The organism is Raineyella antarctica, assembly GCF_900092135.1.
Lineage (GTDB): Bacteria > Actinomycetota > Actinomycetes > Propionibacteriales > Propionibacteriaceae > Raineyella > Raineyella antarctica.
The window spans coordinates 37641-60919 of record NZ_FMYF01000014.1 but is presented as its reverse complement, the minus strand read 5'-3'; the positions used below and the strand labels follow the sequence as shown (position 1 = coordinate 60919).

18 protein-coding genes and 1 pseudogene are annotated in these 23279 nt (G+C 69.4%); 7 read left to right on the top strand and 12 right to left on the bottom strand.

The genetic code is table 11. The annotated features are described in order from the left end of the window. Positions 1-188: 188 nt before the first annotated feature. Positions 189-716: pseudogene (locus GA0111570_RS15900) on the bottom strand (aldehyde dehydrogenase family protein). On the opposite strand from GA0111570_RS15900, the gene GA0111570_RS15895 reads away from it, so the two are divergent. Then, positions 700-1053 (top strand): MDR/zinc-dependent alcohol dehydrogenase-like family protein, encoded by a 354-nt coding sequence (locus tag GA0111570_RS15895; RefSeq protein ID WP_217634224.1) that lies wholly within the window; start codon positions 700-702, stop codon positions 1051-1053. The pseudogene GA0111570_RS15900 and the gene GA0111570_RS15895 sit on opposite strands and share 17 nt — an antisense overlap. A gap of 28 nt (positions 1054-1081) precedes the next feature. On the opposite strand, the gene GA0111570_RS15890 is transcribed toward GA0111570_RS15895, so the two are convergent. From GA0111570_RS15890 to GA0111570_RS15885, 3 genes are all read right to left on the bottom strand, one after another. Further along, entirely contained in the window at positions 1082-2341 is a 1260-nt protein-coding gene (locus tag GA0111570_RS15890) for a glutamate--cysteine ligase (protein ID WP_245703256.1), read from the bottom strand. Positions 2342-2346: 5 nt separating this feature from the next. Continuing rightward, on the bottom strand, positions 2347-2502 hold the full coding sequence (locus GA0111570_RS17770) for a hypothetical protein (RefSeq protein WP_175557538.1): 156 nt from the start codon (positions 2500-2502) through the stop codon (positions 2347-2349). Positions 2503-2636: 134 nt separating this feature from the next. Beyond that, positions 2637-3497: a hypothetical protein gene (locus GA0111570_RS15885; RefSeq protein ID WP_092613548.1), complete on the bottom strand. Its 861-nt coding sequence runs from the start codon at positions 3495-3497 to the stop codon at positions 2637-2639. A gap of 1157 nt (positions 3498-4654) precedes the next feature. Between GA0111570_RS15885 and GA0111570_RS15875 the strand changes: the two genes are divergently transcribed. From GA0111570_RS15875 to GA0111570_RS15860, 4 genes are all read left to right on the top strand, one after another. Next, positions 4655-4948 (top strand): BrnT family toxin, encoded by a 294-nt coding sequence (locus GA0111570_RS15875; RefSeq protein ID WP_092613546.1) that lies wholly within the window; start codon positions 4655-4657, stop codon positions 4946-4948. Next, positions 4935-5234 (top strand): hypothetical protein, encoded by a 300-nt coding sequence (locus GA0111570_RS15870; protein ID WP_217634223.1) that lies wholly within the window; start codon positions 4935-4937, stop codon positions 5232-5234. The genes GA0111570_RS15875 and GA0111570_RS15870 overlap by 14 nt, the downstream gene beginning before the upstream one ends. Positions 5235-5346: 112 nt before the next feature. Then, positions 5347-6903 (top strand): COG1361 family protein, encoded by a 1557-nt coding sequence (locus GA0111570_RS15865; RefSeq protein ID WP_139283289.1) that lies wholly within the window; start codon positions 5347-5349, stop codon positions 6901-6903. A gap of 115 nt (positions 6904-7018) precedes the next feature. Further along, a complete protein-coding gene (locus tag GA0111570_RS15860) occupies positions 7019-8065 on the top strand; it encodes a hypothetical protein (protein WP_092613544.1) in 1047 nt (348 codons plus the stop codon). Here GA0111570_RS15860 and GA0111570_RS15855 read toward each other — a convergent pair. The 4 genes from GA0111570_RS15855 to GA0111570_RS15840 all read right to left on the bottom strand — a co-directional run bounded on the left by GA0111570_RS15855 (position 8025) and on the right by GA0111570_RS15840 (position 11835). Continuing rightward, entirely contained in the window at positions 8025-10172 is a 2148-nt protein-coding gene (locus tag GA0111570_RS15855; protein WP_092613543.1) for an alkaline phosphatase family protein, read from the bottom strand. The two genes, GA0111570_RS15860 and GA0111570_RS15855, sit on opposite strands and share 41 nt — an antisense overlap. 146 nt (positions 10173-10318) lie before the next feature. Beyond that, on the bottom strand, positions 10319-10858 hold the full coding sequence (locus GA0111570_RS15850; protein ID WP_092613542.1) for a flavodoxin domain-containing protein: 540 nt from the start codon (positions 10856-10858) through the stop codon (positions 10319-10321). Between the two features lie 195 nt (positions 10859-11053). Further along, positions 11054-11380 carry a cupin domain-containing protein gene (locus tag GA0111570_RS15845; RefSeq protein WP_092613541.1) on the bottom strand — a complete coding sequence of 109 codons (327 nt, stop codon included), beginning with the start codon at positions 11378-11380 and terminating at the stop codon, positions 11054-11056. Positions 11381-11415: 35 nt separating this feature from the next. Then, the gene (locus GA0111570_RS15840; protein ID WP_092613540.1) at positions 11416-11835 is read right to left on the bottom strand and encodes a hypothetical protein; all 420 of its coding nucleotides are present in this window, start codon (positions 11833-11835) and stop codon (positions 11416-11418) included. Between the two features lie 106 nt (positions 11836-11941). On the opposite strand from GA0111570_RS15840, the gene GA0111570_RS15835 reads away from it, so the two are divergent. Beyond that, positions 11942-12829 carry a VOC family protein gene (locus GA0111570_RS15835; RefSeq protein ID WP_092613539.1) on the top strand — a complete coding sequence of 296 codons (888 nt, stop codon included), beginning with the start codon at positions 11942-11944 and terminating at the stop codon, positions 12827-12829. Between the two features lie 373 nt (positions 12830-13202). Here the strand turns inward: GA0111570_RS15835 and GA0111570_RS15830 are convergent, their stop codons facing one another. Next, entirely contained in the window at positions 13203-14222 is a 1020-nt protein-coding gene (locus GA0111570_RS15830) for a phosphotransferase enzyme family protein (protein ID WP_092613537.1), read from the bottom strand. A gap of 281 nt (positions 14223-14503) precedes the next feature. Here GA0111570_RS15830 and GA0111570_RS15825 point away from each other — a divergent pair, with 281 nt between their 5' ends. Next, positions 14504-15376: an alpha/beta fold hydrolase gene (locus GA0111570_RS15825; RefSeq protein WP_217634222.1), complete on the top strand. Its 873-nt coding sequence runs from the start codon at positions 14504-14506 to the stop codon at positions 15374-15376. 130 nt (positions 15377-15506) lie between these two features. Here the strand turns inward: GA0111570_RS15825 and GA0111570_RS15820 are convergent, their stop codons facing one another. The 3 genes from GA0111570_RS15820 to GA0111570_RS15810 form a co-directional block, all read right to left on the bottom strand. Beyond that, a complete protein-coding gene (locus tag GA0111570_RS15820; protein WP_092613535.1) occupies positions 15507-17813 on the bottom strand; it encodes a glycoside hydrolase family 3 N-terminal domain-containing protein in 2307 nt (768 codons plus the stop codon). Positions 17814-18105: 292 nt separating this feature from the next. Beyond that, a complete protein-coding gene (locus GA0111570_RS15815) occupies positions 18106-20703 on the bottom strand; it encodes a flavin-containing monooxygenase (RefSeq protein ID WP_217634221.1) in 2598 nt (865 codons plus the stop codon). 107 nt (positions 20704-20810) lie between these two features. After that, on the bottom strand, positions 20811-23117 hold the full coding sequence (locus GA0111570_RS15810) for an ATP-binding protein (protein WP_092613531.1): 2307 nt from the start codon (positions 23115-23117) through the stop codon (positions 20811-20813). Positions 23118-23279: the final 162 nt, after the last annotated feature.

Below are 23279 nucleotides of genomic sequence, written 5' to 3'. Positions count from 1 at the left end.
GCTCTGGGCCGACTCGTCACGCTGGCCAAAACCGTTGCACATTTTGCCTGGATTCAGTACAGCTGACGCTCTTCTCGGCCATGGGGCATCAAGGGGCGATGGAGGAGTCCACGCACAACCTCTTCGACACAGCAATGGGGCCGACCACCTGAAGGCGGCCGGCCCCATCCGTGTTCCAGCAACGAACGTCAGTGTGTCGAGAAGCCCAGGTCGATCTGCGACTCACTGGCCTCGGGCCAGCGCGACGTCACGACCTTGCGACGGGTGTAGAAGTTGAACGACTCCGGCCCGTACATGTGGGTGTCCCCGAACAGCGAATCCTTCCAGCCGCCGAACGAGAAGGCGCCGATCGGCACCGGGATCGGCACGTTGATCCCGACCATGCCCGCCTCGATGTCAAACTCGAACTCCCGCGCGGTCTTCCCGTCGCGGGTGAACACCGCGGTCCCGTTGGCGAACCGGTTGACGTTGATCAACTCCACCGCCTCGTCGTACGTGTCGACGCGTACGACCGACAGGACGGGCCCGAAGATCTCCTGGTCGTAGACGTCCATGCCGGGGCGCACCTAGTCGATCAGGGACGGGCCGATGAAGTAGCCGTCCCCGTCGAATTCGTGCTCCCGCCCATCGACCACGACCGTCGCGCCCTGGGCCGCTGCCCCCTCGATGAAGCCACGGACCCGGTCCAGCGCCTGCCGGGTGATCAGCGGGCCCATCTCCGAGGACGGGTCACTCGCCGGCCCGACCCTGAGGCCGGTCGCACTGACCGGTGTCGGCGGCACCACTGTGACCGTCGGTCTGCCCTCACCCACCGCGGAGGCCACGATCACCCCGCTCGGCCTGACCGCGGAGGCCCGGACGATCGTCGGCTCCTACTTGGGATCGGCCGTCCCGTCGCGCGACATCCCGACGTACGCCACGCTGTGGCGGGAGGGGAAGCTGCCGGTCGAGGCGCTGATCTCGTTGACGATCACTTTGGACCGGATCAATGAGGCGATGGACCAGCTGGCCGAGGGTTCGGCGATCCGGCAGGTGATCGTGTTCGGCGAGTAGGCCCGGCGCCACGAGGCCTGCACCAACCCTATCGGCGAGCAGGTGAACCGTCGGGGTAACCGCGAGCAGTTCCCGGGTCGCGGCGATCCCCCCGGCCGGTGCTGGATCCGCGGCAGATCCGCGGCAGATCCGCCGATGGGATGACCGGTGGGCGATGGGTGGCGTCCAGGGCCAACGCCACGACGTCGCCCAGCTCATGCCGGGCCGCGTACGCCTCGCGCTGGCGTCGGGCGCCGCCGCCGTTGCGCAGGATGTCGGCGACGACCTTGTCGACCGCCGTGTCCTCGTCGTACTCGGTCAGTACCGGGCGGACGACCTCGAGCAGCCGGGCCACCACGTCCCTTGCCGGGGCCAGACCACCGGTCGCGGGATCCACCAGCTGGTCGTCGAGACCCCAGCGGCTGGCCCGCCAGCTCCAGAGGGACAGGTGTGAGGCCGGGACCTCAGGTGCTGGCTCGCCGTGCCGCCAGGCACGCGCTGCGGTCTCGACCAGTGCCCGGACCAGGGTGGCGAGCACGGCGGCGTGCCCGGAGTCCAGGCAGATGTCGGCCACTCGCACCTCGACGGTGGGGTACTTCTCCGCCAGCCGGGCGTCGAAGTACAACATGCCCGGATCCAGAGGCACCCCTGTGCCCAGCATCGCCGCGCGATGCCGGTCGTAGCCGGCGGCTGAGCCGAAGACGTCGGTGGGGCCGGAGGCAGGCCACCTGGACCAGACCTGGTAGCGGTAGGACGCGAACTCGGTATCGACGCCGCCCCAGAACGGCGAGTTGGCACTCAGGGCTAGCACCGTGGGCAACCAGACCCGGATGCGGTCCAGCACCGCTACGCCCTCCTGCCGTGAGTAGATCCGGACGTGGATATGGAAACCGTTGCTGAGGTGGTCCACGGCGATGAGCCCGAGCTGCTCCCCGATCCTGAGATAGCGCGAGTGGGGTGCCAGGTGCGGGGAGAGCGGGAAGGGTGCGGTGGGCAGCGCCAGCACATGCGCGCCGACCCGGGCGGCAGCCTCCTCGGCCAAGACACGGCCGGCTGCGATCGCCCTGAGCTGGTCCGCCAGGGTGCTCTGCGGCGCGGAGATGACCTCGAGCTGCTCCTGCTGCAACTCCGCGGTCACCTGCGGCCACGTGGATCCGGATGAGGGCCGCACGCTGCTGTCAGCGGCCCGCGTCCCGACCGGAAGCGGCCGGAGGGTCTCCTGGTCAACCACCAACAGTTCTTCTTCCACGCCGTACGTCCGCACGGCATCATCCCTCCCCCGATCGGCGGTGCACTCCCGAGAGGGCATGGATCTCACCCGATCCCTGGGTTCGGCAGCCGCATCGCCGCCAGACCCGGCAGACAGAGCGCGTCGCGGATCAGGCCGAGGGCTGCGACGAGGTCCGGGGACTCGAACTCGCCCGCCCCACACGCGGCACCGACCTCAGGGAAGGCGATCTTCCCGCCCACACCGCCCATGGTCGTGCTCCCGTGTTCGTCCGATCAGCGCCGGCTGCTGGTGGGGGCCCAGCCACCCCTGAATTCCTAGGAATCGATGGAGCAAATACTAGCCCCGTGTCCTTCGCGATCGCCGCGATGGATCATCAGCGGGGTGGATTGATGTCGGGGGCGAAGCGGAAGCGCAGCCGCACGCTGTCGTCGTACGGGACCACGATCGTGGAGGCGTCCGGCGACCAGTTGTCGGGGACCAGGTACAGGCGCCCGCCGCCGAAGACCAGCAGGCGCAGCCCGAAGTACCGGTAGTGGTACTTGGTGCTCGTGGCCGGCTCGCCCTGGACAGGGTCGTTGGCGGGCAGTTGCTGCAGGCTGATCGCGTTGTTGCCGGGCGAGAGTCGCTCCTGGGTATCGAGGACGACGGCCGGGAGGGTGGAGAAGTCCGCCGCGAGGGCTCGCGCCTGTCCGAGCCCCCACCACTGGGCGACGGTGGCGGTGGTCCAGAACGTTCCGGCGACGAGCACCAGGACCAGCAGCACCACCAGGCTGCGGCCCTCCCGGGCGCCACTGAGCGTACGAGCGATCGACGCGGCGTACGCGGCCAGTCCGGCTCCCACCGCGAGGATGAGGGGCGTGACGAACGGGTAGAACGGCCATGACCCGAGCACGGCGAACAGGAAGGCCAGGGACAGCCCTGCCAGGAGAAGGGCCGCGCCCGCCACTGCGATCACGGTGACCACCCTGTGCTGACGAGGCGCTCCGGCGGCGCGGAGGCGGCGACGCAGTACCCGGTGGCCCAGGCTGAGCGCGGCCGCGAGCAGCAGCAGAATCATCACCGGGACGAACAGGGCGCCCGGGCTGCGCATGACGAACTCGCGGGGACTGAGCCCCAGCAGGTCGACGTCCACCCCGAAGTAGCGGAAGTACTCGCGCGAGGACACGTACCCGAAGTAGAACAGCAGCGAGGTGATCAGGGTGATCGGCGCGACGAAGGACGCGATGAACCCCATCACCCGTTCCAATCCCAGGGCCTGCGCGCCGGAATCAGGCGGGACATCAGGCGTGGACTCCGCCTCTGTGGCGGTCCCTGTGTCGGGGTCGGCACGGGACGCCGAGCGGGACGTACGACCAGACATGGTCATCCGGCGGTCGTCGCGGCGCCGCTGGGGGAGGGGCTACTCGACGCGCCACTCGCGGACGGGCTGGCGGATGGGCTACCTGTGGACTCGCCACCCGTGGTGGTCGAGTCCCCCGACGGGGTCGTCACGACGATGGGCGGACCGGGAGTCACCTCGCGGGCGGCGACCTGGTTGCACACAGCACTGGTGGGGCAGGTGAGGGTGCCCTCGAAGGTGATCGTGGTGCCTTCCCTGAAATTCGACCTGGGCCGCAGGACGATGCTGCACGTGACGCCTTCCTTGTCACTGGACCTGAAGGTGAGGCCGAGGCACGTACGGTCGGCGCCCTTCGTACCGCAGGTGCCCGGCCGAACGTCAAGGCCGGAGGACGGCTTCGTGACAGCCCTGTCGAATCGGAACGTGACACCCGCCGGAACGGCTCCTCCCCAGAACACCTGGATCGTGTCGCACCACATGCCGTTCCCGATCCGATCGGTGCCCTGATCGCCGTACGCCGGGCCGCCGAAGGAAGCCACCGGGCCGGTGCGGATGCGAGTCTGCTTGGGATCTTCGGCACCGTCGGGCGTGGTCGATCCTCCCGTGGCAGGCGAACTCTTGGCAGTGCTGGTAGCGGTGGTCAATGGGGACTGTCCGGCGCTGGAGGATGGTCCCGTCGTCTGCGATGGAGTCGAAGAGTCCTGCCCGGACGGGCCAGCGGAAGGACCCCGCTGCGCACATCCCGTCAGCGTCAGTCCGAGGCCAAGAAGGAGCGTGACGATCGCCACGGCGAATCCACGTGAGGTCATCGCGGTCCTCCACATCCTCGTGCAGTGAGGACTTGCCGGAGAGGAATTCGTTACGAAAAACAACATACGCCGAGCGGGAACCGGCCACCAGAGCCGAGCGCAGCCAGCTCGAACGTGGCCGTCACCCGTCTCGTCCAGGCCTCAGAGACCCAGTCGGACCATCGGCCGAAAGGGCCCAGCAGTGCTGCCTGTGACCGCGCGCAGACACCTCCCTACGTAATACGGAAGTAGTACACTTCAGAGGTGGGCGAGGGCATCGACTGGCGGCATCGGGGCGACTACATCTCCAAGCACGGGCTGACCCCTGCGGCCGCCGACGAAGCATTCGCTGATCCGAACAGGCTGGTCATCGAACCCGACCCGGCGTCCGTCTCAGGGAGGACCATCCGGGTGATCGGTTGGTCATCCTCGATCCAGGCACTCATCACCGTGATCGTGCTGCCGGACTCCGGTGTCACATGGGGAGTCAATGCTTGGCGCTCGAATGGCACCGACCAGCGGCGATACCGAGAGGAGAAGACAGATGTCGATCAATGATCTGATCGCGGCTGAAAGCACGGCCAGCGAGCGTAATCCCGATGCAGCTATCAAGGCCGGCAGCAAGGTGACCCGCGGCCATCGACGGGCCAAGACCCTGCAGGTGCGCCTGAACGTGGAGGAACTGGGTGCGCTGGAGGACCTGGCCGACCGGCGCGGGCTGCCGGTATCCACCGTGGCCCGCGACCTCCTGCTCGCCCAACTGGCAGCTTCGAACACGTCGACAGAAAGGTTGATCGCGAGGCTTCGAGCGGATCTCGACAACCTCGCGTCCCGCGCGACCTGACCTTCGCGAGCGAACCCGACGACGTACGGCCGGACTTCGTCCTTTTCCATTCGAGATTCATCAGTGGCCCCGGAATGACAGAATTGCGCGTGATATCGCCCGAGGAGTAACCATGGGACCGCGCTCTGTCCGCACCTGCGCCATAGGACTGTTGTTGCTCCTGCTCGGAGCGGCAGGGGCTGCCGTCAGCGCGCCACCCGACGCGATCGCCGCCACCGGCGTGACGGTGTCCTTCTCCACTGACACCGTGGCGATCGGGAAGGGAGCCTCACGAACGGTGATCCTCCTGATCGACAACCAGAGCACATCACCCCTGACCGATGTGAACATCACGTTCGCATCAGATCCGGGAATCACGGCCGTTCCGGACCACCCGCCCACAGGAGTCGGCGCCGGAGAATCTTCCGCGATCCCTGTGACGGTCACCTTCGACAGCACCACGCGAAGCGGCGCGACCAATGCCGTCGTCACCTTCGGTCGTGGGGGATCCGGACGAAGCGCAGTCGTCAGCACCCTGCAGGTGAAGGACGAACCACCCGCCACCGCCGAACCGGCGCCGGTGACAGTCGAGGCATCCGCCGGGAAGGCGACGCTTCTGCAGTACCAGTCGACAGACGTGTTCTTCACCATCGCCAACACCAGTGATCAGCCGCAGAAGCTGACAAGTGCAACGGTGAGCTACCCCTCGTCCTTGTCGGTCAGCCAGCTCGCGCCCAGCGGCCGAACGGTCGACGGCGCCAACGGCCGTCTGGCCCTGGCGGAACTCGACCAGCTCGGTCCGGGCGACCGCAGCATCGTCCACCTCCACCTGGACGCCACCGACGCCCTGCAACCCGGAACCGCCCTGATGGTGCTGAGCGTCCAAGCGGTCAACCAGGTGAACCAGCGCGCGACGACGGCGGTGGCGAGCCAGGCCCTGACATTCGAGGTCCTCGGGGAGTCGGGCGTCCTGACCGTCCTGGGGGTGCCCGCCCTGCTGTTCGTCCCCGGTCTGGTCTTCGTCCTGGTGCTGTGGTCCCTCTGGACGTACGTGTGGCCTCGGAAGAAGGACGCCACCGCCAAGGCCGGGCTCGATGCCAAGAGCATCACGCTCTGGGTGTTCGCCCTGCTCCCCACCCTGTCGCTTCCCTTCCTGTATCCCGCCATCACCGGTTGGCTGGGTGAGCGGCGCGACTACCGACGCAGCTACGGACTCGACGACATCCTCTACGTGTGGCTGCTGGCGGCCGGCATGGCGCTCGCACTGTGGGCGGCCATCGTCGTCGTGCGCACGATCATGGTCGAGCTCTTCGTTCCCCAAGAGGGCCAGACGGGCCTGAAGGTGCTGTCCGTCTTCGCGCTGCGCTGCTGGGATCGCAGCCTCGAGCGGGAAGCCTTCACCAGTGCGAGTGGACAAGAACTCGCTCTCCTGCGCCGGCAGGGCGACGGCAGGGTGCTGGTCGCCCCGCTGATTCTCTATGACACCGGCAAACTCGACGGAAAAGACCTCGCCCGATTCCAGAAAGACCTCTCGAAGAAGCCGATGCGGACATGGTTCCTGCTGCTGAACCGTCGCAAGGACACCAATCCGGACTTCCAGCAGGGTGCCGTGCTGAAACCCGCGGTGCTGAATCCTGCAGACCTCACCAAGCGGGACCTGCCGGTGGTCCTGCTGAGACCTCGCTCCTAGCAGGGCACAAAGGTCTGGCCGGGCGCCAGAGGCACCCGGCCAAACGCGCCCATCAACTGCGGCACCTTTATCAAGGTAGTCATCTTCACGCTAACACCACCAAGGGGACGTACCTATGGGAACCATCGAATCGATCGTGGTCAGCTGGTCATTGGCTCGTGCCCAGCCCTCGCGTTTCACCCGCGGTGCCGGATCCCCCGACCTGTCCAATGAGGCCAGCTACAGAAGCGCCTGGACAGATGCATCGGCGGGCGGCGGGGACTGGCGGCCACCGTGGGCCTCCGATCGGGCGTACAGCAACTTCTGGAAGTGGGAGGTCGGCGGCAGCTACGAATCGGTGAGCCCTCACGGCGCATGGCAGCACCAAGTACCCCTGCGCCGGGAGCCGACCATCGTGCTCGAGTCGACGGTCGCGGGGGCCGAATTGGGCTGCGCCCAGTTCCTCTATCCCACCGGCACCGGGGTGATGGTGACAGCCGTGATCACCGGCGACCACACCGCACCGCTCCTGCTGGCATCCCTGGCCGAGTTGACCGCCAACGTACGCGTCCAAGGCGGCGCGAGGTCGATGAACGGTGTGCTGGACATGCTGCTGGACGACGCCGAGGTGAACTGCCTGGGCCAGCCCGATCCCTCCGGATCGGAGGAGAAGCGAGCCCGCACCGTCGCAGTGGTCACGAAGGCGAAGGACTGGGACAGTCCCACGCCCCAGGCCGGCGACGAGGTACATCGGCTCCTGGCCAGCCTGTGCCTGATGTCCGCCGCGCCATTGACCGGCACCCTCGCACCACTGGAGAGCATGGTCGTCGGTCCCCCGACGACGCGGTTCGCCGACACTGTTCGCGTCGCCCTCGGCAGCGGACAGGCTATCTGGTCGCTCTACCAGCCCGCCGAGAAGCTGGCCTGCTACGAGCACAATCTCGCCCTCGCCTCGATGCAGACGTCGGTCCTCCTGGAGACCGTGCGGTGGCTATCGGACTCGGCGCCGCTGGAGGCGTTGAGAGCCGAGTCCGTACGTCTGGCCCTGCAGACCCTCGGACGCAAGTATGGCGCCGCAGACAGCGTCTACTCGTCCGACTTCGTCCGACGCCAGATCGACGACTCCCACCTGGTGGACCAGATCAACCGCCTGCGCGCCGAGGGCCCCCTCCACGCCAGGTGACGTTGTTCAGCAACCGGTCCCGAGGCATTGTCGGGGCCGTCGGTGTCGCGGTGGGCGGCGTCGTGGCGGCCGCCGTCGTGGTGGGCGGCGTCGTCGAGGTTGTCATCGCTCGACGCCGGCGGACGGTGGCGCTCCTGGTGATCCCGGCGTTCTGCCTGCCCTGCCTGACCAGGGCGTCGACCTCCTTGAGGTACTCCAGTGCCTCGCCGTACGTCTGCAGCGCGTGGACCCGGCCGATGATCGCCTCGTGCTCGCTCTCGGGGGTGACCTCCAGGTGCTGGCTGAGACCGGACATCACGGTCGCCCCGATGATCCCGGTCGGGTCGTCCTCGATGGCGCGGTCGGGGCGCTTGGCCTGGGCCTGCTGCAACGGCGTGGGCACCACCCGGGCGAGCGTGCTCCCGCCGGCGGGCTCGGGCAGGGTCATCGGCGCGTCCGTACGCGGGGTCTCCAACCGGGCGAGGGGCTTCAGGTCCGAACTGGTCGCCGTCCTCGGCGTGAACTCGCCGAGTCCGAAGAGCCTCACCAGCGTCGCCGCCACGCTCGAGTGCTCGTAAGTGTGGTGGTCGATCAGGTTCTTGGGGATCAGCGGGGAGACGATGACGGCCGGGACCCGGGGACCGAGCCGGTCGAAGGTGAACCCGGACGAGCGTCCCCGGTAGCCCGTCGGCCGCGCCGCCGGCGGAGCCACGTGGTCGTAGAACCCACCGTGCTCGTCGTACGTGATCACGAGCAGGCTGGACTCCCAGATCGGCGAGCGCCGGAGTGCCTCGTACGTCTTCTTGATCAACATCTCCCCCGCCCGCGCGCTGGCCAGCGGGTGCTGGGAGGTGCCGTCCTCGAACTCCGAGAAGGCGTCGTAGCTCGGCTCGATGAACGTGTACGCAGCGTCGTAGTCGGGTGAGGCGACGTCGTCGGCGAAGTCCTCGTCGAACTCGTCGATGTCGAAGGTCCGACTGATCCCCTTGAGCAGGCCGACGTTGGGGAAGCTGTCACCGGCATAGATGCGGTAGGGGATGTCGGCGTCCTCCAGCTTGTCGAAGATCGTCCCGCTCGCGAAGGAGATGCCCGACCACGGGGTCAGGTGGCTGGTGATGTACTCCTCCGTCGAGGGGCTCTCGTCGAAGTCGCCGGAGGTCGCGGCGTGGACGAACCAGCGGTTGGGTTCGGTCGGCCCGGGCAGCGAGCAGAACCAGTGGTCGCAGACGGCGAACTCGCGGGCCAGCGCGGTCAGGACCGGCAGCTGGTCGGGCGAGTAGCAGTACATCGAGCCGTCGGGCAGGTCGGGATGGCTGCCGGCGTAGCTCGCCACGAACCCGGAGTTGGAGATCGGCGGGTAGGCCTGGCCGCTGCTGTAGGTCACCCCTTCGCCGCAGAGCTGTTCCAGCACGGCGGTGAAGTTGTGCCCAGGATCGTGGGGTGCGCGGTCGGGGGCGCCGCGCCGGACGGCGTACGTGGTGCCCTGGTAGGTGTTGGACTCCGACCCGGTCAGCCCCTCGATGGTGGTGGGTTGGCCGGTCGCCGCGTCGGTGCCCGTGATGCCGGAGAAGCCGAGCATGTGGTCGAACGAGCGGTTCTCCAGCATGAGCACGAAGACGTGCTTGATCTTGGAGGAGCGGTGGTCCCGGATGATGGCATCGCCCTCCCCCTCGCCGCGGTGGTCACGGACGACCGGGCCCCCGCCAGAGGCCGGCGCGGTCCGCGGCGGGGACGGAGGCGACACCACCGCGGTCGGTCCGTTCAGGGGCGTGCTGGAGGCGGCGCGCTTGCGCTCCCAGTGGCCCGGCACGACCTGGCCGTCGCGGAGGGCCGCCCGGGCCCAGACGAAGCCGTCGCGCTCGGTGCGGAAGACCTGGACCGCCGAGGTCTCCTTGTCAAAGCCGTACACCGACAGGTCGGGGCAGTCCTCGAGCAGGTCGACCGAGGCGCCGTAGCCGCCGAACTCGTTGGCGTCCGCGTACAGGATCGCGCAGTAGCCGTCGGTCACGTGGACCGATGAGGCGGCGTCGTTGAAGCCGCCGGTGAAGCGCGTTTCGCCCTCCTCGAGGGCGACGGTGGTGCCGGCCAATTGCCGCTCGTCGAACAGTGTCACTGGGCTGTCGGACATGGTTCTTACTTCCCCCCGGACCTGGGCGTGTGATCTCCCGGGGGCCTGCGTGGGTTCGCTTCCCTGTGGTGCCGGGAGATCCGCCGTACGTCTCGACTGTCCGCCTGAGGTCCGAAGGTGTCAATGGTTCGTCGGAAACCCTCAGCTCAGCCAGCCGCGATCGCGTCCAGTTCATCGGCGATCTGGCCCGCCCAGGCGTCGATCGCCTCCCAGTCGCGGAAGTCGCCCGCCGGCAGGGCCTCCTTCGCGGCCGGCATCGCGCGGGTAATCCGCTCAGCCATCCCGATCGGCTCCGCCTCGGGGTCGTACGCGCCGAAGAACACCTGGTCCCCGCGGGGCTGCAGGTGCTCGACCAGCTCGTCGAACTCCTTGGGGCGAGAGGTCTCCAGGACGTCCTTGCCCTCCTCCATCGTGTCGGTGCCGAGCGGCCCGCTGCTGAACAGCCAGACCGGCAGCTTGGACAACTCGTCGCGATGGCGCCGGGCGAACTTCAGCGCCGGCTTGAGCCAGTGGTACATGTACGCCGCCGCCCCGATGACCACGGCCTCGGCGCCGGCGAGCTCCTCCACCTCCTCGACCGGCACCACGTGGGCTTGGTGACCGCGGGAGTTGAGCGTGTCGGTGATGCGTTCGGCGATCCCGGCTGTTGATCCGTGCCGGGACGCGTACGTGACCAGTACCTTCATCATCCTGTCCTTCGATCGCTGGGCGTGTTGTCCGAACAGAGCGACGAGCGCTCCCCCACGGCCGGCACTCCCCTTGCCGCCGCCGCGAACCCAAGCTCCAGGACCGGCCGCAGCGGTCGCCACCTCGGATGTCGACACTTCGATGCTAGGCCGGGACCCTCCCGAGCAACACCCCTGCGCTACCTGACCTACCCGCTACTTCGCGACTGTCAGCAGCACCGCTGCGTCACTGAGCGCCAACAGGCTGTGCGGCGACGGCGGGATGGGGATCAGGTCGCCCGGCGCGCCTTCGTAGGATTCCGCCTGGGTGCTGAGGCGTACGCGGCCGTTGAAGACGAGCAGGGTGGCCTCGCCCGGGCTGGCGTGCTCGGCCAGCTCATGGCCTTCCAACAGGACGATCAGCGTCTGGCGCAGCGACTTGTCGTGGCCGCCGTACAGCGTGAGGCTGGCCCTGCCCGCGTCACCGCCGGAGGCCTTCTCGGTCAGTTCGCTCACGATCTCGTTCACGTTCAGGTCGGCCATGGTGGTGCCCTTCTGTTCGACTGCTTACTGGGCGTTCAGTCGTCCGGCTGCTCGGCCTCGACAGGCTCGGTGTCCGGAGGAGGCATGGGCTTGTCACGCCTGCGCGTGACCACGACGACGATCGCGACCACCACCGGCAGCAGGAGCCACCACAACCAGGGCCACCAGCACCGGGACGCGCAGCGCGGGATCGGCAGCGAGGAAGGGCCCGGACTGGTCTCGCGCGCGGAGACGAACCCCTCCTTGGCGGTGGGACTGAAGCCGGCCGGGTTGAGCAGCTTGTACCAGTCCCGGCATCTCCAGGCACGGAGGATGCAGGTCACGTTGACATGGGGGGATTCGTACGGGGACGGGCCGAGCCGGCCGATGGGCCGGTGGCGCTCGTCGTAGACGGTGGCATGGCCGTGCTCGAGATCGTTGATCCCCACGTAGGGGTAGGCCGGATCGAGTCCCATGCCCCATTGTCACCCGGGCCAGGCCAATCGGACCAGTGACGAGCCCTACGAATTCGCCTACGCTCGATAGCGAGACCTCCATTCGCCCGCGCCCCGAGGAGTGGCCGTGCAGAAGATCGTCCCCAACCTGTGGTTCGACCACAACGCCGAAGAAGCCGTCTCGTTCTACACATCCGTGTTCCCCGATGCCCGCATCGTGGGCACGATGAACTACCCGACCGAGGTCCCGGACTTCCAGAAGGACCTCGCCGGACAGCCCGTGACCATCAACTTCGAGTTGCTCGGGTTCCGCTTCATCGCGATCAACGCCGGGCCCGAGTTCTCGTTCACCCCGGCCATCTCGTTCTTCGTCGGCTTCAGCACCGCCGATGATCCGCAGGCCCGTGAGCACCTGCAGGAGCTGTGGGCCGCCCTCGCCGACGGCGGCGAGGTCCTGATGCCGCTGTCCGACTACCCGTTCAGCCCGCACTACGGCTGGGTCCAGGACAAGTACGGGGTCAGCTGGCAGTTGATCCTCGGCAACGCCGAGGGTGATCGGCGCCCACCCATCGTGCCCTGCCTGATGTTCGGGCACACGGCCCAGAACCGCGCCCGCGAGGCCCTGGAGTACTACGCATCGGTGTTCCCGGACTCCCACATCGGCCAGCTGGTCCCCTACCCCGAAGCGACGGAGGCTGCCGAAGCAGGCTCGGTCATGTTCGGCGATGTCGACCTGGCCGGGGTGTGGATCGCCGCGATGGACTCCGGCGTGCCGCAGCCCTCCACGTTCAGCGAGGCCGTCTCGTTCGCGGTGGTGTGCGAGGACCAGGCGGAGATCGACCGGTACTGGGAGCAGCTCTCGAAGGTGCCCGAGGCCGAGCAGTGCGGCTGGTGCAAGGACCAGTTCGGCGTCAGCTGGCAGGTCGTGCCCTCGAACGAGCCCGAACTTCTGGCCCGACCCGGCGCCTGGGACCACCTGATGGAGATGAAGAAGCTGGTGATCGACCGGTACTGAGGGATCCGGGGGCACGTCCGCGACACCGGGCTGGGGTCGGTGCGGTGCCGGCCACGCCCCGGGGCTCGACCGGTGCGGCGCTCACCCGCGGCGGCCGATACGGCGCTCGCCCCCGGCTGGGCCTGGGCGGCGCTCGCTCCCGGGCTGGGCCTGGGCGGCACTCGCTCCCGGGCTGGGCCTGGGCGGCACTCACCCGTGACTCCAGCCGCGTCGCTTCCAGCGAGCCGCGTCGCGTCGACGCGTAGCGGCTAACTGAAGGCGAAGCGGCTGCGGCGCGGCAGCATCTCCGCGCACCGCCGCAGGCACACGAGCACCTGCACAAGGATCCGCAGGCCCACCCGCCACCCCACACCCGCGCTGTGGCGACCCCGGCTCAGGCAGCGGCCGTCAGCTGCCCCGCACTCGTCAGGTACGTCCTCGCCAGGACCGCGGTCCCCTCGGCGTACGACCCGCCAGGGTCAACTGCGTCGGCGGCGGAGGGATGGCTTCCCATCCGTGCCAGCAGCATCAGTCGGCGCAGCAGGACGAAGCTCGGCAGCATCCGCTCATCGGGCCGCATCAGCTGGCGTACCGTGCGATAGCCGTCGACCCAGGCAGCCTGCCACTCCGCCAGCCGCGGATCGGTCTCCCGGAACGACACGGCGGTGGCGAAGTCGTACATGAACCAGCCGAAGCCGCAGTCGTCGAAGTCGATGACCGTGTAGCCCCCCTCGTCCACCATCAGGTTCGCGGTGCGCAGGTCACCGTGGATCAGGCCGTAGCGGTGGGCGGCCTCGCCGTAGACGGCGAGCCGGTTGAGCAACAGTCGTACGGCCGGGGCGATCTCCCGGACCAGTTCGGGCGTCATCCCCGGTCCGTCCTCCCAGCGCCCCCAGCGGCCGGAGGCGCCGAGCGTGTGCGGCCAGTCCCAGGAGGAACGGCTCACCGGCCGGCGAAGGTGGCGGACGCTGTCGTGCAGGGTGGCGGTGATGGCGCCCAGGCGATGGAACTCCTCCGCGGTCAGGGCGTCCGGGTCGGGGTGCGTGCCGTTGACCCGCTCGAAGGCGACCGCATGGCGTACGCCGCCCTCGACGGGGAAGGTCAGCACCCGCTCCCCCCACGCGGTCTCCAGCGGTCGGACGACGCGCAGGGTGCCCAGCCGTGCCAGCACATCGAGCCAGACCAGCTCCGACTCGATCTCCGCGGGGTCGTGGTAGCCCCCACGGTGGACACGGATGACGGCGGACCGCTCGCGCCGCGTCCCGGGCTCGGTGACCAGGTAGCTGGTGTTCTCCGACTCGGCGAGCAGCCGGATCGAGGCGGCGCTGGTGAAGCCGTGGGAGGCGGCGGCCCGGGCGGCGACCCCGTCGGTGATCTGGCGCTCCACGTCGTGGATGGTGACAGCTTCGAGCATGGAGTCCTCCTCCGGGTCGTAATCGGGATGCGGTGCTGCCATCCTCGCCGTCCGATCCGGGGATTCCCAGCCCGGAAAGCGACGATTAACCGATCCGGAATACGACTGTTCGATCCCGCCTCACGGCGGTGTCCCGCGGCCACGTTCTCGTCATCCAACCGACACGGCCGTTGGCGACCGTTCGGACCGGCCCGAGCACTCACACCGTCGTGGCGGGTGGTTTCCGGAACCATGCCGGTCATGATGGAGACAGCACAGCCTCCACGCGGCAGGAGACCGCCATGTCGACCATCTCGACGCACACCCTGCGGGTACCGCGCGCCACGCTCACCTACGACGTCCACGGCGCGCTGCCGACGGGCGGCCGACCACCGCTGCTGATGATCGGCCAACCGATGGGCGCCGAGGGTTTCGGCACCCTCGCAGCCCACTTCCCGGAGCGGACCGTGGTCACCTACGACCCGCGCGGCCTGGGCCGCAGCACGCGGGAGGACGGACGCCTGGACAACGACCCCGTGGTCCAGGCCGAGGATCTGCATCACCTCATCGACACCCTCGGCTCGGGACCGGTGGAGATGTTCGCCAGCAGCGGTGGCGCCGTCACAGGTCTGGCACTGGTCGCCGCTCATCCCGAGGATGTCAGCGCCCTGGTCGCACACGAGCCCCCGCTGCTGGCCGTGCTCCCCGATGCCGAGCGCGCGTTCGCGGCGGAGCAGGCAGTCCAGGAGACGTACCACGCCAACGGAGCAGGCGCAGGGATGGCGCAGTTCATCGCGATGACCATGTGGCGTGGCGAGTTCACCGACCGGTACGCCGCCCAGCCTGCGCCCGACCCCGCCTCGTTCGGCATCCCGGTCGACGACGACGGCAGCCGGGGCGACCCGCTGCTGTCCGGTGTCTCCAACGCGGTGACCCGCTACCAGCCGGACGTCCGCGCCCTCACGTCGGCACCGACCCACATCGTCATCGCGGCCGGGGTCCAGTCCGCCGACACGATCACTGGACGTACGGCGGCAGCCCTCGCCGTAGCACTGGGGCAGCCGCTGACGATCTTCCCGAGCCACCACGGCGGTTTCCTCGGCGGCGAGTACGGCCAGGCCGGCGAGCCCGAGGCCTTCGCCGCCAGGCTTCACGAAGTGCTCGACACAGCCTGAACATCCCACGAGCTGGCCGACCGAAGAGTCACCACGCCCCTGGTCCGCGCAACGCCCACGGGCAAGCCCACTCGACCAGCGGTCCTCCGGGTCGAATCTCCTCAGCCTCCGGGCCTCCGCGCCTCCCGCTTCAGCGCGGCCCGGGCTCGGCGCCCACCGTGAACTCTGCGTGCAGCGTCGCCGTGGAATCCCCACCAACCCAGACATCGAAGGTGGTGGCATCCAGCGTCCAATCCCCCGTGCCCGAGCTCCAGTAGCGGCGCTCCTCGGGGCCGATGGTGAAGGCGACGGTCTGCGTGGCACCCGCGGCGATCGGCACCCGCCGGAAACCCTTGAGCAGTCGTACCGGTCGCGACGACGCCCCGTACCGCTGGTGCAGGTAGAGCTGGACCACCTCGACGCCGTCGCGCGCGGAGGTGTTGGTGACGTCCACCGAGACGGTGAGCGTGCGGTCGAGCGTCGCGCCGTCGAGTGTCGTGCCGTCGCTCGACGCGCCCTCGATCGACGTGGTCCCGCTCTCCACACGCAGATCGGCGTACGAGAAGCGGGCGTAGCTCAGGCCGTGGCCGAACGGGTACAGCGGCGTGCTCTGCTCGTCCCAGTAGCGCCGGTCCTGCTGGTCCGGGTCGTGGGAGCGGGTGTGCGAGTACGGCATCGGGACCTGCCCGACCGTACGCGGCCAGGTGAACGGCAACTTGCCGGCGGGCGTGGCGTCGCCGAGCAGGAGGTTCGCGACCGCGGCGCCGCCCTGGGACCCCGGGTACCAGACCTCCAGGATCGCCGGGACGTTCTTCGCCGCCCACCGCAGGTCGAGCGGGCGACCGCTGAACAGGACCAGGACGGTCGGGGTACCGGTCTCGACGACGGCCTCCAGCAGGCCCAACTGGTCACCGGGCAGCTCCAGCGTCGAGCGTGAGGCGTTCTCCCCGATCATGTCCTGCCGCTCGCCGAGCACGACCACGGCCACGTCGGCATCCTCGGCTACCCGTAGCGCCCGTTCGAACTCCGCATCGGCGTCGAAGTCCGGCGGCGAGCCCGCGCTGCCCTCCCCCATCGGCTCGAACAGGGAGGGGAACACCCGCTGGTCGAGCGGAACACCCGGCGCGAAGGTGACCCTCGCCGGGCCGCCGAGCCGGGCCCGCAGGCCATCCAGCACGCTGACCGTCTCGTCCAGGTCGTAACCGAAGACCCACGGGCCGAGGGTGTCGCGGCGGGAATCGGCCATCGGGCCGATCACGGCGACCTTGCGGAGCGACTCCGCCCGCAGCGGCAGCAGGTCCCCCTCGTTGCGCAGCAGCACCGCGGCGGCCTCGGCTGCCTCGCGGGCAGCCACCCGGTGGGCGGGGTCGGTCAGGATCGTACGGGCGGCGTCCTCGTCGACGTACGGGTCGTCGAACAGGCCCATCGCCTCCTTGGCCGACAGCACCCGCCGGACGCTCGCATCCAGGCGCTCGGTGCTGATCCGGCCGGCCCCGACCGCCGCCACCAGCTGGTCGAAGGCGGGATCGTGGATCGCCATCTCCATGTCCACCCCCGCCGTCAGCGCCCGCTCCCCGGCGTCGGCGAGGTCGGCGGCGAAGTGGTGGGTCGCCAGGTCACGGACCGAGTTCGCGTCACTGACCACCCAGCCGTCGAAGCCGAGCTCGTCGCGCAAAATGTCGGTGAGCAGCCGCCGGTTGCCGGTTGCCGGCACCCCGTTGAGGTCCATGTACGCGCACATGATGTTGCCGGCACCGGCCTCGATCGCCGCCCGGAACGGCGGCAGGTAGACGTTGCGCAGCTCCTGGTCGGACAGGTCGGCCTCGTCGTAGTCCCGTCCGCCGAGCGCCGCGCCGTACCCGACGAAGTGCTTCGGGCCAGCGATGAGATGGCCATCGGCGATGCGTCCGGTACCGTTCACCGTGCCGGTGCCGTCTCCTACGACACCCCGGCGTCCGCCCTGGAACCCGCGGACCTGGGCCGCAGCCATCATCGCACCGAGGTACGGGTCCTCGCCGGCCCCCTCGACCATCCGGCCCCAGCGCGGATCGCGGGCGATGTCGACCATCGGGGCGAAGGTCCAATGGATGCCGACGGCCCGCGCCTCTCGGGCGGCAACGGCCTGGGACCGTTCGACCAGCTCCGGGTCCCAGCTCGCCGCCAGGCCGATCGGCACCGGGAAGATCGTCCGCAGACCGTGGATCACGTCGAAACCGAACAGGACCGGGATGCCGTGCGGGCTGCCCTCGATCGACAGTCGCTGCAGGCGGTTGATCTCCGCCGGGTCGGTGATGAAGAGCAGCGACCCGGCGCCGCCGCGGGCCAGGGCCGCCTCCGCCTGCTCGGTCTGGGACGGCTCCATGTGGAAGTACTGCACGAGCTGGCCGACCTTCTCGGCGGTGCTCAGCTGTCCGAGCAGGTGCTCGACCCGGTTGGATGCGGTGTCCGCTGTCGTCATGGGATTCCTCCGGTCATCGACGTTCGTACGATAACCGTCCGGCGCCCGACCCGGGCCGGTATCGGCCGTGGCGGGGCGGGGCGGGGCGGGGCGGGCTCGCGGCAGGCTCAGCGGGGGTCGCGGTGGGCCCGGCAGGGGCGCGCGCGATGGGGCCGGCAGGGGCGAGCCCGAGGCGGGAGCCACGGGGCCAGAACCAGCCGCGACGCTTCCAGTCAGCCGCTACGCGTCGACGCGTAGCGGCTGACTGAAGGCGACGCGGCCGGGCCAGACACATCGGCCGGCCCGGACCGGATCAGGCCGTGACCACCTCGACCTCGGGCTCCTGCGCGCCCTCGACGAGCGCCGAGCGCAGGAAGTCGGCGGCGGCCAGGCGCTGCTCGATGCAGCGCGGGACCGCACCCGACATGAGGAACGCGTCGTGGGTCATCCCGTCGAAGCGCTGGACGTTCGTCTCCACCCCGGCACCCAGCAGCTGGGTGGCGAAGTCCTCCGCCTCGTCGCGCAGCGTGTCGTACTCGCTGGTGAGGATGAGGGTCTGGGGCAGACCGGCCAGATCGGCGGCATCGAGGGCCAGGCGGGGGTCGGTGACCTCCTCGGGACCGTTGAGGTACTGCGACCCGAACCACTGCAGGTCGGCCAGCTCGATGATGTAGCCCTCGGCGTACTCGCGACGCGACGGGGTGTCCGCCACCGGGTTGACCAGCGGGTTGACCAGCAGCAGCGCGGACAGCTCCGGGCCCTCCTGCCTGGCGCGGATCGCGGCCGCGGCGGCGAGCATGCCACCGGCGGAGTCGCCCCCGATGCCGAGGCGCGACGGGTCACCGCCGTACGCCGCAACGTTGTCGGCGGTCCACTCCAGCGCGGCGTACGCGTCGTCGTGGGCGGCCGGGAACCGGTGCTCGGGAGCCCGGCGGTACGTCGGGGCGACCACGATGACACCTGCACGCGAGGCCAGGTCGCGGGCCGGCTCGTCGACCACCTCGATGCTGCCGGCGACGAAGCCGCCACCGTGCACGTAGACGACAACCGGGAACGGGCCCTCACCCTCGGGCACGAAGATCCGCAGCTTCTGCTCCGGATCGGTGCCGTACGCCTCGTCGACGACGCGCCCGATCTCCTTCCTGGGCGCCTGCATCGCGGTGAAGCTCTCCACGGCGGCGCGGCTGCCCTCGACACCGGCATCCTCGAAGCCAGTGAAGCCCTGGCCGCGCAGGATCTCGACGATCGCGGCGAGCGCCGGGTCGAGCGCGGGGGACGGCGTGGCGGTCTCCACCTCGGCCGTCGAGGTCGCGAAGGCGAACCCGCGGTAGTCGTTGCGCTGGACGTTGTCACAGATCGACCGGTAGCGCGGGGCGCCGCCCACGTAGACCAGCACACGGCGAGGCTTGCCGGGGATGTTGGCACCCATGTACCAGGTCGAGGCGGAGTCAGGCAGCAGGGTCATGTCGGCCAGCGCGTTGGTCTCGTACACCCACTGGTCCTGGGCCTGCGCGGTCGCCTCCATCACGGTGAGGCCACGCTCACGCATGTACTGGATCGAGTCGCCGATGAAGTCGACGTGGTCCTCGATGGCCAGCGGCATGTTGTAGAGCACCGAGGGGCTCTGCGGGCCGGTGATGGCGAAGAGGTTGGGGAAGCCGGCCATGGTCAGGCCGAGGTAGGTCTGGGGCCCATCGGCCCACTCGTCGGCGAGCCTGACGCCGCCGCGACCGGTGATGTTCATCGCGAGCAGCGGCCCGGTGCACGCATCGAAGCCGGTGGCCAGGATCAGCACGTCGAGCTCGACCTCGGTGCCGTCGGCCAGTCGTACGCCCTGCGGGATGACGCGCTGGATCGGGTTCGCCTTCACGTCGACCAGGTGGGTCGACTCGCGGTTGTAGGCCTCGTAGTAGTCGATCTCCAGCGGGGGTCGCTTGGTGCCGTACGGGTAGTCGGTCGGGCACAGCAGGTCAGCGGTCCTCGGGTCCTGCACACGCTTGCGGATGCTCTCGCGGACGTACTCGGCGGCGGTGTCGTTGGCCTCCTGGCTGAACAGGATGTCGCCGAAGGAGTCGATGAAGAAGCGGAAACCGCCCTTCTTGAACCGGTCCTCGAAGACCTCGCGGCGCTCCTCGGCCGAGACCGCCAGGGCGGAGGGCTGCACGTCGGAGTACGGCACGCCAAGGAAGTGGTTGCGGGAGGCCTCGCGCAGTTCGGCGTAGCGCGCCTTGTCCGCGGCCTCCTCGGCCGGATCGGTGGGGTAGTTGGCGATCGGGGTGGCGTAGTTGGGGGTGCGCTGGAACACGTACAGGGCGTCGGCGACCTTGCTGATCTCGCTGATCGCCTGGATGCCGCTCGAGCCGACACCGATGATGCCGACGCGCTTGCCGGCCAGGTCCACGTCCTCGCGCCAGTTGCCGGTCAGCAGGGTCTGGCCGGCGAAGTCCTCCACACCGGGGAAGTCGGGGGTCTTCGGCACGGAAAGGGTGCCGGCGCCGGAGACGAAGTAGCGGGCGGTGACGACATCACCCTTGTCGGTGGTGACACGCCAGTGGTCGTTCTGCTCGTCCCAGGTGACCTCGACCACGCGGGTGCCGAAGCGGACGCTGCGGCGTACGTCGTAGCGGTCGGCGCAGTGGTTCAGGTAGCGCAGGATCTCGGGCTGGGCGGCGAACTTCTCGGTCCAGTGCCACTCCTGCTGCAGCTCGGGGTCGAACGAGAACGAGTAGTGCACGCTCTCGATGTCCACGCGGGCCCCGGGATAACGGTTCCAGTACCAGGTGCCGCCGACGTCCTCGGCCGCGTCGAAGCAGACGACGTCCAGACCCATCTGGTCGCGGTACTTGTGGATGGCGTAGATACCGGCGAATCCCGCGCCGATGACGATCACGTCGTGCTGGGTGGTGTCCATGCTTGGCTGGTCCCTTTCGTTCCTCGACTGCTCTGTCGATAGGACAACCATCACCCGGAGGTGTGACCCACCACACGCGCAGAACTACGCGTACGCCCCGTCCCGCACTACGTGGCTCTCGGGGTCGCGCCCCCGTGGTGGCGCGCGTACCAGGCGGGCACCTCGGCGCGCGAGGAGAGATCGAGCTTGGTGAGGATGCGCTGGACGTGGCCCTCCACGGTCCGCGGCGAGACCACCAGGGTGTCGGCGATGGCCCGGTTGCTGTGCCCCTGCATCAGGTGGGCGAACACCTCGTTCTCGCGCTGGGTGAGCTCCGGGACCGTACGCGCCGCCGGCTCCGCCGCTCGATCGGCACCCAGGATCTCCAGCCCGCACTGCACGGCGCCCGCCTTCGTGGCCGGCAGCTGCTCGGCCTCGGCGCCGTCGGCACCGGCACCGTCGGCACCGTCCTCCGCGGTCGACGGGACCCAGCGTTCGCACTCCCGGGCGAAGTCGGGTCCGAAGGCCTCGACGCCGGTGCCGAGCAGTTCCCAGACCACCTCGGCCGCCCTCGCCGCCCGGACAGCCTCCGCATGCCGGCCCTGGCGTTGCCGGATCCAGCACACCACCAGCAGCACCAGGGCGATGCAGATGCCGTCCTCGAAGGACTCCTGGATCACCAGGGCCTGCCGCGCGGCCTGTTCTCCCAGGTCGAGGCGACCGGCGTGCCAGTGGCAGATGCTGGTCACCCACTCGGCGTACGCGCGGTCCCACAGCTCGCCGCGGGGCAGGCCAATGGCCATCTCCTCCCGGCAGGTCTCCAGCGCCTCCTCGGTGCGCCCCAGGTAGGTCTGGGCCATCGCCAGTTGGAACATGGCGGTCTGTGCGGCCGCCTGCTCCCCCGCCTCGAGGAAGACCGGGATGCAGACCCGGTAACGGTCCACCGCATCCTTGAGTCGTCCCTCGAACAGGGCGAGCAGTCCGCTGTACGAGTCGACGTACGCCTGGAGCACCGCGTCGCCGGCTGCACCGGCGAGGTCCTGCGCCTCGCGCAGGTAGCCGGCGGCGATACCCCGGTCGCCCTGGATCAGGCAGACCCAGGCCGCGACCGCGAGGACATGACCGCGCCGGTTTGGCGACAACCCGTCGATCCCCAGGATCCGATCGAGCCAGCGCCGACCGTCGCTGAGGTGGCCACCCGCGATCCAGTGGTGGCGCAGCAGGACGAGCAGCTCCGCGGCGGCGGCGACCCGGTCGGGACGGGCGATCGCCCAGTCGAAGGCGGCGAGCATGGTGGCGTGTTCCATCCGCCAGACCTCGAGGAACTCCGCCTGGTGCGGCCCGCACCAGTTCCCGGCGTCCTCTCGGGTCCGCGTGAGGACGAAGTCCAGCAGGTGTCCCCGGGCCTCGTCGGCCTCCCCGCGGTCACGGAGCAGCCCGGCCCCGTAGTCGCGCATCGTCGACAGCTGGCGGAAGCGGATCCGGTCGCCGTTACGCTGTACGAGCACGACGGAACGTTCCACGAGTCCGGTCAGGACGTCGAGCACCCGGCCGGGTGCCAGCTCCCCGAAGCCCGCCACGGCCTCGGCCGCCTGCAACCGGAACGACCCGGGGAAGACCGCCAGCCGGGCCCACAGCATCCGTTCCTCGTCCGTGCACCGCTCGTAGCTCCAGTCCACCAGGGCACGCAGCGTCCGGTGCCGCTCGGGGACGTGCGGGCCGCCACCGGTGAGGACCGCGAACCGGTCGTCGAGCCGGTCGACGAGGTCCGCCACCGACAGCACCCGCAGGCGCGGTGCGGCGAGTTCGATCGCGAGCGGGATGCCGTCGAGGCGCTGGGAGAGCCGGCGTACTGCCTCCTTGTTGGACTCGGTGACCTCGAAATGGGGCACCAGCTGTCGCGTCCGGTCGACCAGCAGCCGGACCGAGGCTGTGCCCATCAGGGCCGCGATGTCACCGGCATCGTCGGGAACGGTCAGCGGGGCCAGCTCGTACAGGTACTCGCCGGGAACGTCGAGGCGTACGGTGCTGGTCGCCAGCACCACCAGGCGCGGGCAGGCGCGCAGGAGGGCGGCGACGAGCGTACGGACACCGTCCCTGACATGCTCGCAATTGTCCAGGTAGAGCAGGAGCTCGTGCCCGTCGATGTGGCGGACCAGCTGTTCCTCGGCGGGCCGGTTGGACTGCTCGGCGACGCGGAGGGTGCGCGCCACCAGGGCCGCGACCTCGCTGTCGTCGTTGATCGAGCCGAGATCGATGACGGTGGCCGCGAGGTCTCCGCGGCGGAGCACCTCGCCGGCCAGCGTGGTCTTGCCCAGGCCGCCGGGACCGGTGATGGTGACGAAGCGGTGCCCCTCGAGGAGCGCGGCCACGGCCTCGACATCCTCGTCCCGTCCGACGAACGTCGTCAGGGAGGGGTCGTACAGCCCGGCCATCGCTCGGAACCTCCCACGGCGGTGTGGAATCCCGGAGCCTCCGGGAAGCGTGCTCTAGTCTAGGGGCAGCGTGCGGCAGGTCACCGGAGCTCGGAGGCGGGGCCGTCCCGCCGATGAGGATGCCCACGGCCCATCACCGGATGGGCTGCACCACCGTTCTCA